Genomic DNA, 15,551 nt, shown 5'->3' on the forward strand with positions numbered 1-15,551 from the left:
TGAGAAGAGTATATTGTATATAAGAAAAAATATACATTCTCATTGTATCTATCGTAATTTTCATTGTCAAGCGTTGTCTACTTTTACTTTCTTTACCTTCAGCCTTGAATGTGACCTAAATTTAAAAAGTAAGGAGCCTACTATACTGGAAAACCTTAGTAATTCCCATTTCTTTTCCTTAAAATATTTAAATATCCCTCTTTACACAACCCATTTGAAGTAAAAAAATATTTTTATCTATAGTATTATGCTCCTTAATAGTAGATAAAAAAATAAAAGACACGAGGCCGTGTCTTTTATTTTTTTAATCAAGAAGAGTTGAATCTTCTGCGCCCTCAGCACCAGAATCTTCACTAATTCCGTGATGCTCACGAATAAAGAAGGCAATTTCTTCTCTTAAATCTGTATTTTCTTTTAAGAACTGCTTCGAATTTTCACGACCTTGTCCTAGGCGTTCTTCATTATAAGAATACCAAGCACCGCTCTTTTGAACAATATCAAGCTCAGAAGCCATATCCAAGATTTCACCTTCTCTTGAAATACCTTCTCCGTACATAATATCAACTTCCGCAACACGGAATGGTGGTGCTACTTTATTTTTCACTACTTTTACTTTTGTTTTATTACCAACGATGTCGTTACCTTGCTTTAATTGCTCCGCACGACGCACTTCAAGACGAACAGTTGAATAGAATTTCAACGCACGACCACCTGGAGTTGTTTCTGGCACTATCTATAGATTTTCCATCTCTATAGTCTGGACTATCTCTTCATCTCTTTACAGAGAGCCTTGCACTTCCAGCAGTAGCCTATCATCTGCCGTACCCTACTCAGTTAACTAAAAGTCCTTTTCGGTAGTCTCTACACCTTCCCCATATCACTATGGAGCTTGGCACGGTATTACCCTAAATAATGGTGGGCTTCACCGTTAGCAACTATATGGATAGTTACACCCTTAGGCAATAAGGTTCACAAGGTTTTTTAACATGCTATCACTAGCAAGGGAAACCCATGGTAAACTCCTTAATCTTTTCGATTAAGCAACTTGTAGTTGATTTCCGAACATAACCCCAACTTTTTCACGAATTTGGTTAATAAAGATTGCAATTGTTTTTGATTTGTTGATTGCTCCTGAAAGCTTACGAAGTGCTTGTGACATTAAACGCGCTTGTAAACCTACGTGTGAGTCACCCATGTCGCCTTCAATCTCTGCTTTCGGTACAAGAGCTGCTACAGAGTCAATTACGATAATGTCAACCGCACCACTTCGTACAAGTGCTTCCGCGATTTCCAATCCTTGCTCCCCTGTATCAGGCTGTGATAATAGTAATTCATCTATGTTAACGCCTAATTTTTGTGCATATACAGGATCCATTGCGTGCTCCGCATCGATGAATGCTGCTTGTCCACCTTGACGTTGTACTTCTGCAATTGCATGTAATGAAACTGTCGTTTTACCTGAACTTTCAGGTCCGTAAATTTCGATAATACGGCCACGTGGATATCCGCCTACTCCTAGTGCCACATCAAGTGCTAAAGAACCACTAGAAACCGTAGAAACTCTACGCTCCGCTTGTTCTCCTAATTTCATAATTGAACCTTTACCGAATTGCTTCTCTATTTGTTTTAACGCCATATCTAACGCTGCTTGACGATCACTCATTCAAAATTCCTCCTTAACTGAATTGCTAATCTTATTATACCTATTTTCAATTCAATTTGCCAATAAAAATCGAACATTTATTCGATTTTTTTATTTTCTATCAAATAATATCTAAATTTAACCGTAAAAAAACTAGAAGAAACTTATATCTCTTCTAGCTTTTTATATAAATGATAAAATCCATATTTTACTGTTCGTTCTCTAATTTGTTGACGACTTCCGCTTAAATTAAGAGGAAAGACTACAGTTGGCTCATCCTTAACCGAAAGCCCAACAAATACTGTTCCTGGTTCTTTCTGTTCTGAAGCATCTGGCCCTGCTACCCCAGTGAAACTAATTCCGATATCCGCTTTTAATACATCCTTAACATTTTCAGCGAGATAACGAGCACATTCTTTACTAACTGCACCATCAGTATGCAATACTTCTTCAGGCACACGTAAAACATGTTGCTTCACATCATTATGATAACAAATGACACCGCCTTTAAACACAGAAGAAACACCAGCGTTTTCAGTTACTTGATTTCCAAAAAGACCACCTGTTAAACTTTCTGCACACGCTAAAGTTAACCCTTTTCTCTTCAATAACTCGATTGCCTTATAATGCAAAAATTCTTGGTCATATCCGTAGAAAAATTCTCCTACTCTTTCTAAAATCAAATCTTCCACATGTTGAATTAGTTTCTCCGCTTCGCTAACATTTTGATGCTTAGCGGTTAAACGTAATGTCACTTCTCCATCATTTGCTAACGGGGCAATTGTTGGGTTTGTTTGTCCATCAATTAAATCTTGCACTTTCACCTCTAATTGGGACTCCCCAATACCAAAAAAACGAAGCACACGAGAATAAATGTTTTCTCCTGTTGTAAAATTACGTAAAAAAGGCTCTACGTAACTTACATACATTGGTTTCATTTCTTTTGGCGGCCCTGGTAATAAAACATAAACTTTTCCGTTCTTATTTACCCCCATACCAGGCGCCATACCGTGGTTATTTGCAAATACTGTTGCTCCATTTAAAACGAGCGCTTGCTTTTTATTATTCTCCGTAAATTCACGGCCTGTACGCTTAAAGTAATTACTTATTAAGGCTAATGCCTTTTCATCATACACAAGCTCTTCATCTAAACTAGCAGCTATCGTTTCTTTCGTTAAATCATCTTTTGTCGGTCCTAAGCCACCTGTAAAAATAAGTATATCAGCACGTTCTTCCGCAGCTTCAATCGCCTTTTGCAGTCGCTTATTATTATCACCAACAACAGTATGATAGTACACGTTAATTCCGATTGAAGCTAACTTTTCAGATAAAAACTGGGCATTTGTATTTGCAATTTGTCCAAGTAATAATTCAGTTCCAACCGCAATAATCTCAGCATTCATCCCAATTCCCCCATAAACTTCTATTTTGAGTTTACAAAAGCAGCTCTATTTTTCCAGAAATAATCCCATCCTGAAATAACAGTAAAGATTAATGCAATCCATATGAAGATATCCGCAACTGGAATATGGATTAAATTTAAAGGTACATCGTGTAATAAATATGCTGCAATCGCAATAATTTGTGTCCATGTCTTAATTTTCCCTAGCTGATTTGCTGCAACTACTTCCCCTGTTCCAGCAAGTACAAGACGTAAACCAGTTACCGCAAACTCACGACTGATAATTACAATAACAATCCAAGCCGGTACATATTGCATCTCTACCAATGTAATAAGTGCTGCCGAAACAAGCAATTTATCAGCTAACGGGTCAAGAAACTTCCCTAAATTCGTTACAAGATTATACTTTCTTGCGTAATGTCCATCAATCCAATCTGTAGCTGAAGCAATGATAAAGATAAGTGCCCCCACTAAATGTTGAATTGGCAAATCAACATCACCAATTTTGTATGAACCCCAATCAAAGGGCGCTAACATAATTACCATAAAAATTGGAATTAAGAAGATTCTAGATATTGTAATTTTATTTGGTAAATTCACAGCTATTCCTCCATCATATCAAAAACATTTGTTCATCGAAAAAAAGTCATCGAAGCGATGACTGTTATTGTGCTGGTTGCTCTATCCCTTGGTTTTTAATCACCAATCTTTGGTGATATTCTTTTTGTGGATCTAACGGGAAAGCAAGCACTTGGCCATTCAGTTTAATTTCAACATTCGGTGCACTTCCAATATTAAGTCGTACTTCTTTTAATGTTGATACATCGCGTTTCTCTGTTTGACCGCTTTGTACTGTAGTATTTAGAATTTCGTTACCCGCATCATCCTTAACATCTACATAACTTGTACCCTTAGCTGAAATTTCCAGTTCTAATGTTTTATTATTATGAATTTCCAAAGTAGATACCTTTCCAGTTGTTCCAACTACTTTCACTTCTTGCTGTCCAGTTGGTTGTGCTGGTTGCTCCTCTTTCTTTGGTTCTTCTTTCTTTGGTTCCTCTTTTTTTGGCTCTTCCGCTTTCACTTCATCTTTCTTCGTATCTAACGGAGAATCTTTCGCTTTTTGAACTTCAATTTTCTCACTTTGAGCGCTTGGAACTTTTTCATCATCTTTTCCAGTTAACGCTTGAAACACAAACCAGATTACCACTCCAACTGCGATGACTAACAGCGCAACTAAGATTTTCGGCATGTGATCTGCAATTGGCCATGATGAAGATTTTTGCATTGTTTCTTGTGTTTTTTGTCCCGTTGATACTTGCGGAACTTCACGCTTTTCAGATTGTGGTATCGTACTCTGATGTTCTACAAGCAGTTCCTCTCCATTTAATCCAACCGCATCTGCGTATTGTTTAATGAATGCACGCGCATAAAAAGCTCCTGGCAATACATCATAATTGCCTTCTTCAATTGCCACTAAATGGCGTTTTTGAATTTTTGTAATCTCATGCAGCTGATCAATAGACAAGCCTTTCGCTTCTCTTGCTTCTTTCAGCTTTTGTCCCAATTCCGTCACTACTAACACCTCAATATTTCTTTAAAAGTCAAACATAGAGAAATTATTTTGCGTACCTTGCTCAATTTCATCTACTAAATTATATTGTATTTCTTCATCATAATCGTTACGCAACTCGATAATATAATCAAAATCATCCAATGTGTATTCTGACTGACTCACAAATACATCAGGATGTTCCACAACTTTCGTTGCAGGCAATCTCATAATTTCACGAACGAGCTGCCAATGTCTTTCGTTAGCACGCTTCGTTGACACAATTCCATCTAGGATGAAAATATTGTCATCGCTATACTCATCTTCAATTAATTGACTGCGAACAGTTTGCTTAATAAGAGTAGATGATACAAATAACCACCTTTTATTTGCACAAACACTTGCAGCAACAATGGATTCTGTTTTTCCGACACGAGGCATTCCGCGTATCCCAATTAGTTTATGGCCTTCTTTTTTCATGATTTCTGCCATAAAGTCTACAAGTAAGCCTAATTCATCACGCACAAATCGAAATGTTTTCTTATCATCTGCATCTCGTTGTATGTACCTACCATGCCTAACCGCTAGCTTATCTCTTAGCTTGGGCGGACGATATTTCGTTACCGTTATGTTATCCATCGTATTTAAAATTGATTCAAGTCTAGAGATTTGCTCTTGATTATCACACATAAGAAGTAACCCACGTCGTGCATTATCTACACCATTAATTGTGACAATATTAATGCCGAGCATACCGATTAACGAAGAAACGTCACCAAGCAAGCCAGGTCGGTTTTTATGTATTTCATATTCAAAATACCATTCAATCATCCAAGATCACTCCCCTTGCTTACTTTACACCTACGTACTATATTATATGATTTCACCCTAATAGGGAAGCTAAATGTATAATCTATCCTGTGTAATTATTATACAAAAAAAGTAGAGAGGAGAATCTCCTCTCTACTTTTACTTATGTTGTACGAACTTAACCATTAAATTTGCAATTGTATGTTGCTCCTGTTCATCAGCAACTTTCCAAAGCTCAGCTAATAATTTCTCTTGGTCATTGCGTCCTTCTACTTCATTAGCAAGATAGTCGCCAACACGAAATGCCATATCTGATACCGCACCGCCATCTAAACCTTTGTCTTGCGCTTGCTCTAAACGTTCTCCTAAAAAGCTCTTCCACTGATCAAAATTATCTAATACTGACATAATTAAGCACCTCACTATTGAGTAATAAAATCATCCTTAATTTGTGCAACTATTCATTTTTTATGTAAGAATTTTTTAGCAGTGCCAACCGCCATTCACTCCGATAATTTGTCCAGTTATGTAAGACGCTCCTGGTGATACGAGAAATGAAACTGTTTTCGCTACTTCTTCTGGTAATCCTATTCTACCTAATGGTATATCTTCAGCAATTCCCATTTTATCTTCTTCAGAAAAAACACTTAACATTTCCGTTTCAATTGCTCCTGGTGCTACTGCATTCACACGTAATCCACTTAAAGAAACTTCTTTCGCTAAAGCTTTCACATATGAATTTTGCGCCCCTTTTACCATTGAATAAAGTACTTCACAAGAAGCCCCTATTTGTCCCCATATAGATGAAACAATTACAATATTACCACTTCTTCTCTCAATCATAGGCGGAAGTGCCATTGAAAGTAATTTATATACGTTCTTCACTTGAAGTTCTACCATATAATCTAATTCATCGTTTGTTACATCTGTTACTAGTCCAAAAATACTCTTCCCAGCTGCGTATACAATAACATCAATAGGATGTTCAATTTGTCCCCACAATTGCTCTGCTCCATCACTAGAAGCTAAATTAGCTTGAACAGGGATAACTTCTCCCCATGCCTTCTGCAATTCCAATACCTTTTCTTCACTGTTATTGTAATGAACATAAACTGTATATCCATCTTGAATTAATTGTTTCGAAATAGCAGAGCCAATCCCTCCGCTCCCTCCAGTTACTAACGCATACTTTTTCATAAATTCCCTCTCTTATCTCTACAAGTTCAATTTTCACACAACTAAATAATACCCTCATCTTACAATTTTTCAATGATAAGATGAGGGTATCTTTTTAATTTTATTTTTTCGGTAACACCTGACAAATACTCATTTTTTCTTCTGATAACAATAATCCCGCTACTTCTTGTAAGTCTTGAACGGTTAGTCCTTCTAATACAGTCAATGCATCAAATAGGCTAGATTCATTAAACGCGTATCGTGTAAATTGATTTGCAATATATTCTGGTGAATTTAACGAGCGTAAAAAACCACCAATTTTCTTTTTCTTCACTCGTTCTAATGCCGCCGCATCTAATTGATCATAATCTGTTTTTAATAAAATATCTTTTAAACGATCTGCCAATTCATCAGGTTGTTTCGTATCACCACCAACCATTGCAAAACCGAAGTTATTTTCTTCTGTATAGTCATACGAGAATGAATCATCAATAAGTCCTTCATTATATAAAGCTTCGTAATGAACAGAACTTTTTCCAAATAAATAATCTAAAAGTAACGTAAGCGCAATTTCTTGTTTTAAAAGCGCTTGCCCCTTTTCTTTTAAATTAGTCGCTTTAATACCAACTAAACATTTCGGTGTTTGCACAGGCATTGAAATAATTTTTTTCTTTTCATTTACCTCATTTGGTTCTTCTTCAAATGAACGCACAATTTCTGGCTGGTTTTTATAATCTTTTTTCGCTTGATTTTCACGTACTAAATCCATTGTTTTCTCTGGATCAATTGCACCCACAACAAATAATAACATATTGCTCGGATGATAAAATGTTTCATAACATTCATATAATAAATCTTTCGTAATTTTACTAATAGATTCGATTGTCCCCGCAATATCAATTTTAATTGGGTGTTTTACAAATAAGCTATCAATTAACCCAAAGTACAAACGCCAATCTGGGTTATCTTGATACATTTGAATTTCTTGCCCAATAATCCCCTTCTCTTTTTCAACCGTTTTTTCAGAGAAATAGGGCTCTTGTACGAAGTTTAGCAATGTATTTAAATTTTGTTCTACGTTTGAAGTACCTGAAAAAAGGTAAGCTGTTCGTGTGAAGGATGTAAAAGCATTTGCCGATGCTCCTTGTTTACTAAACAATTGGAAAGCATCATGATCTTCTTTTTCAAATAATTTATGCTCAAGAAAATGTGCAATCCCATCTGGCACACGAATCATTTCTTCTTTCCCTAATGGTACAAATGTATTATCTACAGAACCATATTTCGTCGTAAACGTTGCAAATGTTTTATTAAATCCTTGTTTCGGTAAAACATATACATCTAATCCATTAGGAAGTTTTTCATAATAGAGTGTTTCTTTTAATTGCTCATAAACAATTTTCTCCACTTACTCTCCCTCCGTTCCTTGTAAAAAGTAAATTGTATCTAGTTCAATATTTTTAGCAACTTTTACAATTTCTTCTTTTGTCACACTTTCTATACCTGTAAGCCATTCTTCAACTGGACGTGTACGATCTGAAATAATACCATGATATAGCATTTCTACAAAGCCACGTGGTGTATCAATTGCCTCTAATATTTGATTTTGGATGACACTTTTTGTTTGATGTATTTCTTCTTCAGAAAACTCTCCGTTTTGCATCGCAAGCATTTGTTCTTTAATAATCTCAACTGCTTTTTCATAATTTTTCGCTTCAATTCCTGACATAACAAATAATAAACCTTTATGACTTTCAAAGCGCGATGCTGCATAGTACGCTAAACTATTTTTTTCACGCACATTTACGAATAACTTCGAATGAGAAAAGCCACCAAACAATCCATTGAACAATTGCAATGCAAAATAATCTTCATCTTTATATGTGACAAATGTACGATAACCGATGTGTAATTTACTTTGTTTTAATTCTTGTTTTTCAACAACTTCTTTTTCTTCATTATTTCGTCTATGAAGGAGTACATTTCTTTCTCTCACTGGACGAGCTGAAATAGAAAAATACTTACTTACAAGATCAACGGCGTTTTCTGAAATATCACCAATAATATATAGATCCATTTCATCTTCCGCTAACACCTTTTGATAATATTGATACAGACTTTCATTTGTAATAGACATAACACTCTCTTTTTTTCCATTTGCACTTAAACGATACGGTTCTACTTTGCACATTTCTTCAATTAAACGCTCGTTTGCATAACGCATTTTATCGTCATAAGTAGCTTCAATTCTCTGTAACAGTGCTCTTTTTTCACTTTCTACGATAGAAGATAGGAAACCGTTGCCCTCCGTTGCTGGATGTAACACAATATCTGACAACATAGAAAGCGCTTTTTCAAATAACGGTGGTGCATCATGTAAGTAAACTTCATTTGCAATGTCTACATAAATGGAGATAATATGGTCTTCCCCTTTTTTACTTACATCTACCGCTAAAGAAGATCCGTATAATTCTTCTAAATATTGACGAAGACGAATTACAGAAGGTAATTTTTCTGTCGCACTTTGCAATACGTATGGCAATAAGGCACGCTCTGTCACCGTCTCCTCATTTAAAGGCGCTTTAAAACGAAATACAAAGGTATTCGTTTTATATTTATCAGTCGGAATAATATGTACGCGCAAACCATCTAACTCATGTAGTTGTTGTTCCATTAGTTTCATTTATAGCCCTCCTTTACGTATATAGGAATATTCCTCTTCAATATACAGTTTTTAGAAATAAAAAATCAACTTTTCTCCCTTATTATGCTTACATATGATTCTTTCTAAAAACTTTAATATGTAAGGAACATAGTAAAATTCCGTATTAAATATATTCTATGTAAAAAAGCCCACACTAATGTGCGAGCTTTTTTATACTTATAAAATACTTATCGTTTTCCTTTTTCATAAGGAGTTCCTAATGCTTTCGGAGCTTCAGAACGACCTACAAAACCAACAAGCGCTAATATTGTGAATACATATGGTAATATCGTTAATAAAACACTTGGAATTTGATCTAGTACAGGAATTGTTCCGCCCGTTACACTTAGAGATTGCGCAAAACCAAAGAATAGAGCTGCACCTAATGCGCCTAGTGGATTCCACTTCCCAAAAATCATAGCAGCTAAAGCTAAGAAACCTTGTCCTGTAATAGTTGCCCCTGAGAAGTTATTAGAAATTGACATTGCAAAAATCGCTCCACCGATTCCAGCAAACACTCCTGAAATACAGACTCCAATATAACGCATTTTATATACATTAATCCCCATCGTATCCGCTGCCATTGGGTGTTCACCAACAGCACGTAGACGAAGACCGAACGGTGTTTTATAAATAACATACCAAACAACGAATGCTAAAATAATGGCAATATACGACGTTATTGGTACGTTCGAGAAAAATATTTTCCCTAAAACCGGAATATCCGAAAGGCCTGGAATATCAATCTTTTCAATACGATACTGAATAAAGTCAGTCTGCCCTTTATCAAAAATCTTCTTAATTGCAAATACTGTTAAACCAAGAGATAAGAAGTTAATGGCTACACCACTTACAACTTGATCTGCTCGGAATGTAATAGAAGCTACCGCATGAAGTAATGCAAATAATCCACTACCAATTGCCGCAAATAATAACGCAATCCATGGAGTCATCGTTCCCCAAGTATCACCCATTAATAAGTTTGTAACAACTCCAATAAATGCACCAAATAGCATTAGTCCTTCTAATCCGATATTTACAACACCCGATCGTTCACTAAATACACCACCTAGTGCTGTGAAAATGATAGGTGCCGATGTATATAACGTACCCGTCACAAGAATGGCTAATATATCTAAAAAGCTCATTTATTTCCCCTCCTTGCTCATGCGTGTAAGCGCCCATCTTAACACATAACTACATGCAACAAAGAAGATGATACATGCAATAATTACATTAATAAGCTCTGACGGTACATCTGCCTCAAAGTTCATTTGAGGGGAAGCACTTTTCAAACCACCAAATAATAAAGCTGAAAGGATTATACCAAACGGATTATTCCCTCCAAGTAATGCTACGGCAATCCCATCAAATCCTACTCCTGTAAACGAAGACATCGCTGTCATACTCTGGAATGTCCCTAATCCTTCCATCGCTCCACCAATCCCCGCAAATGCACCAGCAATTGTCATAGAGAATACTACATTACGAGAAACTTTCATACCTGCATATTGAGAAGCATGCTGATTAAATCCTACAGACTTTAATTCGTAACCTAAAGTTGTTCGATCTAATAAGAACCACATTAAAATAGCGATTAAAATTGCTACAATAATTCCCCAGTGTAGACGTGAACCGTCAGTAATAGAAGCAAGCCAGTCTGAAGATAGTGACGCACTCTCTTTAATATCATACGTTTTGTCATTACCCGCATGTAAGAAACGCTTAATGATGTCATACGTTACATACAACGCAATATAGTTCATCATAATAGTTACAATAACTTCATTCACTTGAAACTTCCCTTTTAAATATCCCGGAATGAAGCCCCAAATTCCGCCCACCAATGCGGCAAATAAAATCGATAATGGAATATGAAGGAACGCTGGTAGTGAGACTGCATAACCGAACCAAACCGCCGCAAGCCAACCAACTAACAATTGACCCTCTACCCCGATATTAAATAAACCTGTACGAAATGCAAACGCCACCGATAAGCCAGCAAGAATAAGCGGTATCATTGTACGGAGCGTTTCACCAATCGCACTTGCGCTGCCGAACATTCCTGTCCAAAGTGCACTATAACCAACAATTGGATCATAGCCACTAACTAGCATTACAATCGCTCCTACAAGTAAGCCGAAAATAACGGATAGTACTGGGACTAAAATATTTATCGTTCGTTCTGTTAAAAGTTTTTTAGCCATTTGTACCCACCTGCTCCTTCTTTGTTCCTCCAGCCATTAACAATCCAAGCTGTTGTTCATTCGTTTCTTTCGCATCAACTATTGCTACAATTTCCCCTTCATAAATAACAGCAATTCGATCGCTAACATTTAAGATTTCATCTAACTCTAATGATAAAAGTAATACACCTTTTCCTTTATCCCTTTGCTCTATTAATCTCTTATGAATAAATTCAATTGCTCCTACATCTAAACCACGTGTTGGCTGTGCCGCAATTAATAAATCTGGATTTCGGTCTACTTCACGTGCAATAATTGCTTTTTGTTGATTGCCCCCAGATAGGGCGCGTGCTAACGTTTGCTCACTAGGTGTACGTACATCAAACTGTTCAATAAGAGACTTTGCTTTTTCTGTAATTTTGCTGAAATTTAAAATCCCTTTCTTTGAAAACGGATTTTTATAGTACGTTTGAAGAACTATATTATCTCTAACAGAAAAATCAAGAACGAGTCCGTGTTTATGACGATCTTCTGGAATATGACCAATTCCTTCTTCTGTTATTCTTCTAACAGGCCAATTTGTTATTTCTTTTCCTTTAATTGCAATAGAACCTGACTCAACTTTTCGTAAACCAGTAATCGCTTCTATTAATTCACTTTGTCCGTTTCCATCAATCCCTGCAATCCCAACAATTTCCCCCGCACGAACAGTTAAGTCAAGGCCTTTTACAGCAGGTAGTTGACGTGCATCGTGAACAACAAGGTTTTCAATTGAAAGTACCTCTTCTTTTGGCTTCGCGTCTATTTTTTCTGTTTTAAAATTCACTTGACGTCCGACCATTAATTCTGCAAGTTTATTTTCATCCGTATTTGCAACGTCAACCGTTCCAATCCCTTTTCCTTTACGAATAATCGTACAACGATCGCAAACTTCCATAATTTCTTTCAACTTATGTGTAATAAGAACAATAGATTTTCCTTCTTGTACAAGCTTTTTCATAATTTGAATTAGCTCATGAATTTCTTGTGGTGTTAACACAGCTGTCGGTTCATCAAATATTAAAATTTCTGCACCGCGGTAAAGAGTTTTCAAAATCTCAACACGCTGTTGCATACCAACTGAAATATCCTGTATTTTCGCATATGGATCTACAGCCAAACCGTATTGTTCAGACAGTTTTTGAATTTCTTTAGCAGCATCCTCAACAGCAATTTTCCCTTTTTTCTTCGGTTCATTTCCGAGAATAATATTCTCTGTAACTGTAAAATTATGAACAAGCATAAAGTGTTGATGGACCATTCCAATACCAAGGTCATTTGCTATATTCGGATTTGTGATTTTTACAGGTTTACCTTTAATTTTAATTTCACCCTGCTCTGGTTGGTACAAACCAAATAGTACATTCATCAATGTGGATTTCCCTGCACCATTTTCTCCAAGTAAAGCATGTATCTCACCCTGCTTTACTTGCAGCGTAATATCATCATTCGCTACAATGCCTGGGAATACTTTCGTAATGTTATTCATCTCAATTACGTATTCCATTGTGTTCCTCCTTTTAACAGGGAACATTCCCTATTACACTATTAACTTATTAAGCAATTCGGAAGTTTTATACATACAAAGGTTAGTTCTATGAACTAACCTTTGCTATTTCTCTATTTATTTTTTTAGAGAAGCTTCGTATTCTTTATACTCTTTATCTGTAGCTGGCACTTTAATTTCACCGGCTGTAATTTTCTTTTCAAGCTCTTCTACTTTTGTTAAAATTTCAGGGTTAACTTTTTTCACGTTATCAGTTGTTTTTGAAATACCAATACCGTCATCTTTTAAGCCAAACTCTTCAATTTTCCCACCTTTTAAATTCCCATCTTTTGCTTCTTTAGCTACTTTTTCTACAGCTACATCAACACGTTTAATCATTGAAGTTAATGTTACATTTTCAGGCATACCTTCTTGATGTTGGTCACGGTCAACACCGATTACCCAAACATTTTCACCTTTTTTCTTACGGTTTTTCGCTTCTGTGAACACACCGTTACCTGTACCACCAGCAGCATGATAAATTACGTCTACGCCTTGACCATACATTGCTGAAGCAAGAACTGTACCTTTTTCAGGCTTATCGAATGCTTCTGCATATTCAGATACGATTTCAATGTTTGGATTTACTGCCTTTGCACCAGCTTTAAATCCATTTTCAAATTTACTAATTAAATCACTTTTCATTCCACCAACAAATCCTACTTTATTCGATTTTGTTGACATAGCTGCTACCGCACCTACAAGGAATGATCCTTCATGATCTTTAAACGTAATGCTCGTTACGTTCGGTGCATCTACAACAGTATCTACGATTGCAAATTGTTGTTTTGACGATTCTTTTGCTACTTCTTTAATTGCACCCTCTAATTTATAACCAATTCCGAATGTTAAATCATATTTATCTTTCGAGAATTTTTTTAAATTCGGAATATAATCAGCCTCTTTTTCAGACTGAAGGTAACGATAATTTGTCTTTTCTTTTAAACCATTATCTTTACCAAACTTTTGTAACCCTTCCCAAGAAGATTGGTTGAATGACTTATCATCAACGCCCCCAACATCCGTTACGAGACCAACCTTGAAGTCTTTATTGTCTTTCGTGTCTTTCTTGTCACTGCTCGCCTTATCCGAGTTACCACATGCACCTAAAACTGTACTTGCTGCTAATGTTAATGATAATAAAAGGCCTGCTTTTTTCTTCATACTAGAAACCCCTCCAAAAATGATATATATTTATTTATTCTTACGCTGCTGTTCCTTACTTCTTGCTGTCACCTCCCTAAAAAGGAATTTACCTACATACGCTTTCTTAATACGTGGAAGCTAAATTTATCAGCTCTAAAGTAATTGATAGAATATAAGATTGGCTCATCATTTTGATCATAGTGCATTTGTTTTAATACAAGCAGTGCTGTTTCAGGCTCACATTCTAAAATCGGTGAGATTTTAGGGTGATAGCCAATTGGCTCAATGTGGGCAACCGCATATGTTATGCGCTTATGTGTGTTATTATGTATCACCGTTAATAATGATTCCTCATTGTAACCCGATAAATCTGGCAATATTTCTTTTGCAAGTTTATCGATACAATACACCACAGGTTCCCCATCTGCTGTACGTACGCGTTCAATCATCACTGCATTAAAACCATCTTCACTATTAAACTTCTCTTTTTCCTCTTCTGTTAAAGTTGTAGTAGATGATGATAAAAAGATTGTTCCTGGTGTTTTCCCCACACTAGAAATCATATCTGTAATACTAGAAAGTTGTTCTATTCCAGAAGAAAATAATGGCTTTGCATTTACAAATGTCCCTACACCATGTCTACGAATGACAACATTTTCTTCTTCTAAAATACGCAACGCTTCCCTTAAAGTCGCTCTACTTACGCCAAGTTCTTTCGCTAAATCAAACTCTGATGGTAACTTTTGTCGTTCTTTATAAGCCCCATCTTTAATTTTTTCTTTGATGTGATCAATCACCCGTAGATATAGGTGACGACTATCGGATTTTACTGACATAAGACTCCCCCGCATTTCAATTATTCGACCTCTGATGTAAGACTTCTTTTCTCTTTTTTCAACTTACAACATAGTACAAATGACTAAACACCAAAATAAGCGTAATTGTCGAATAAATAATAATAATTTTTTTTAATGAAATTTTCACTCTTTATTGCATAAAAAAAACTTTGCACCATAAACATTCCTCATTTCGAGAAAAAGTTCGGCACAAAGATCCTTTACATCCTTTGTTACACACTTTTCCCCTCATAGTCTAGCAATTCATGGTTGCCAGGTAGAAACTTATGGACCTTATCTCCAAGATTATATGAGGCAGTGATTCTTTTCGAAGTAATCTTACCACTTGCTCTCATACGTGTCAACAAAATCTAACATTTTTCTGCATTAAATATCGAACATTTACATAAAACATACTCAAAGTATTCGTATTCTAAAGAGCGCTCCTGAATGTAAGCCCTTTCTTTATTACTGAGTATAGTATATAACAAAAACACTATATAAAAAAGCCT

General features: G+C 35.9%; 13 protein-coding genes, 2 pseudogenes and 1 riboswitch. All 15 genes and pseudogenes read right to left on the bottom strand.

Annotated features, from left to right (window positions below):
• Positions 1 to 304: 304 nt before the first annotated feature.
• Positions 305 to 727 (bottom strand): annotated as a pseudogene (locus BHV55_RS18935) (recombinase RecA family protein); the annotation flags it as partial.
• A gap of 327 nt (positions 728 to 1,054) precedes the next feature.
• Positions 1,055 to 1,663 (bottom strand): annotated as a pseudogene (recA, locus tag BHV55_RS18940) (recombinase RecA); the annotation flags it as partial.
• A gap of 143 nt (positions 1,664 to 1,806) precedes the next feature.
• Positions 1,807 to 3,045 (bottom strand): competence/damage-inducible protein A, encoded by a 1,239-nt coding sequence (locus BHV55_RS18945; RefSeq protein ID WP_048567512.1) that lies wholly within the window; start codon positions 3,043 to 3,045, stop codon positions 1,807 to 1,809.
• Positions 3,046 to 3,065: 20 nt separating this feature from the next.
• A complete protein-coding gene (gene pgsA / locus BHV55_RS18950; protein WP_001052967.1) occupies positions 3,066 to 3,644 on the bottom strand; it encodes a CDP-diacylglycerol--glycerol-3-phosphate 3-phosphatidyltransferase in 579 nt (192 codons plus the stop codon).
• Between the two features lie 64 nt (positions 3,645 to 3,708).
• A complete protein-coding gene (locus BHV55_RS18955) occupies positions 3,709 to 4,620 on the bottom strand; it encodes a helix-turn-helix domain-containing protein (protein ID WP_048567511.1) in 912 nt (303 codons plus the stop codon).
• Positions 4,621 to 4,641: 21 nt separating this feature from the next.
• Entirely contained in the window at positions 4,642 to 5,427 is a 786-nt protein-coding gene (locus tag BHV55_RS18960) for a DUF3388 domain-containing protein (RefSeq protein ID WP_000574107.1), read from the bottom strand.
• A gap of 138 nt (positions 5,428 to 5,565) precedes the next feature.
• Complete coding sequence (locus tag BHV55_RS18965; RefSeq protein ID WP_000114450.1) at positions 5,566 to 5,814, bottom strand: DUF3243 domain-containing protein; 249 nt, start codon at positions 5,812 to 5,814, stop codon at positions 5,566 to 5,568.
• A 75-nt stretch (positions 5,815 to 5,889) separates the two neighbouring features.
• On the bottom strand, positions 5,890 to 6,603 hold the full coding sequence (gene ymfI / locus BHV55_RS18970; protein ID WP_048567510.1) for an elongation factor P 5-aminopentanone reductase: 714 nt from the start codon (positions 6,601 to 6,603) through the stop codon (positions 5,890 to 5,892).
• 100 nt (positions 6,604 to 6,703) lie between these two features.
• Entirely contained in the window at positions 6,704 to 7,990 is a 1,287-nt protein-coding gene (gene yfmH / locus BHV55_RS18975; protein WP_048567509.1) for an EF-P 5-aminopentanol modification-associated protein YfmH, read from the bottom strand.
• On the bottom strand, positions 7,991 to 9,265 hold the full coding sequence (gene yfmF, locus BHV55_RS18980) for an EF-P 5-aminopentanol modification-associated protein YfmF (protein ID WP_000772405.1): 1,275 nt from the start codon (positions 9,263 to 9,265) through the stop codon (positions 7,991 to 7,993). It abuts the gene before it with no gap.
• 209 nt (positions 9,266 to 9,474) lie between these two features.
• Complete coding sequence (locus BHV55_RS18985; protein WP_000008857.1) at positions 9,475 to 10,434, bottom strand: ABC transporter permease; 960 nt, start codon at positions 10,432 to 10,434, stop codon at positions 9,475 to 9,477.
• On the bottom strand, positions 10,435 to 11,493 hold the full coding sequence (locus tag BHV55_RS18990) for an ABC transporter permease (RefSeq protein ID WP_001085254.1): 1,059 nt from the start codon (positions 11,491 to 11,493) through the stop codon (positions 10,435 to 10,437).
• A complete protein-coding gene (locus tag BHV55_RS18995; RefSeq protein ID WP_000456909.1) occupies positions 11,486 to 13,018 on the bottom strand; it encodes an ABC transporter ATP-binding protein in 1,533 nt (510 codons plus the stop codon). Before BHV55_RS18995 ends, BHV55_RS18990 begins: the two co-directional genes overlap by 8 nt.
• A gap of 117 nt (positions 13,019 to 13,135) precedes the next feature.
• On the bottom strand, positions 13,136 to 14,221 hold the full coding sequence (locus BHV55_RS19000; protein WP_000725771.1) for a BMP family lipoprotein: 1,086 nt from the start codon (positions 14,219 to 14,221) through the stop codon (positions 13,136 to 13,138).
• 92 nt (positions 14,222 to 14,313) lie between these two features.
• Entirely contained in the window at positions 14,314 to 15,039 is a 726-nt protein-coding gene (locus BHV55_RS19005; protein WP_000114182.1) for a GntR family transcriptional regulator, read from the bottom strand.
• 232 nt (positions 15,040 to 15,271) lie between these two features.
• A riboswitch (purine riboswitch) is annotated at positions 15,272 to 15,373 on the bottom strand.
• Positions 15,374 to 15,551 lie beyond the last annotated feature (178 nt).

Source organism: Bacillus sp. RZ2MS9 (assembly GCF_001816185.2).
GTDB classification, from domain to species: Bacteria; Bacillota; Bacilli; order Bacillales; family Bacillaceae_G; genus Bacillus_A; species Bacillus_A cereus.

Coding starts and splice junctions, on each gene's coding strand:
- BHV55_RS18945 (WP_048567512.1), bottom strand. CDS start 3,045: ATGAATGCTGAGATTATTGCGGTTGGAACTGAATTATTACTTGGACAA.
- BHV55_RS18960 (WP_000574107.1), bottom strand. CDS start 5,427: ATGATTGAATGGTATTTTGAATATGAAATACATAAAAACCGACCTGGC.
- BHV55_RS18965 (WP_000114450.1), bottom strand. CDS start 5,814: ATGTCAGTATTAGATAATTTTGATCAGTGGAAGAGCTTTTTAGGAGAA.
- ymfI (WP_048567510.1), bottom strand. CDS start 6,603: ATGAAAAAGTATGCGTTAGTAACTGGAGGGAGCGGAGGGATTGGCTCT.
- yfmF (WP_000772405.1), bottom strand. CDS start 9,265: ATGAAACTAATGGAACAACAACTACATGAGTTAGATGGTTTGCGCGTA.
- BHV55_RS18985 (WP_000008857.1), bottom strand. CDS start 10,434: ATGAGCTTTTTAGATATATTAGCCATTCTTGTGACGGGTACGTTATAT.
- BHV55_RS18990 (WP_001085254.1), bottom strand. CDS start 11,493: ATGGCTAAAAAACTTTTAACAGAACGAACGATAAATATTTTAGTCCCA.
- BHV55_RS18995 (WP_000456909.1), bottom strand. CDS start 13,018: ATGGAATACGTAATTGAGATGAATAACATTACGAAAGTATTCCCAGGC.
- BHV55_RS19000 (WP_000725771.1), bottom strand. CDS start 14,221: ATGAAGAAAAAAGCAGGCCTTTTATTATCATTAACATTAGCAGCAAGT.
- BHV55_RS19005 (WP_000114182.1), bottom strand. CDS start 15,039: ATGTCAGTAAAATCCGATAGTCGTCACCTATATCTACGGGTGATTGAT.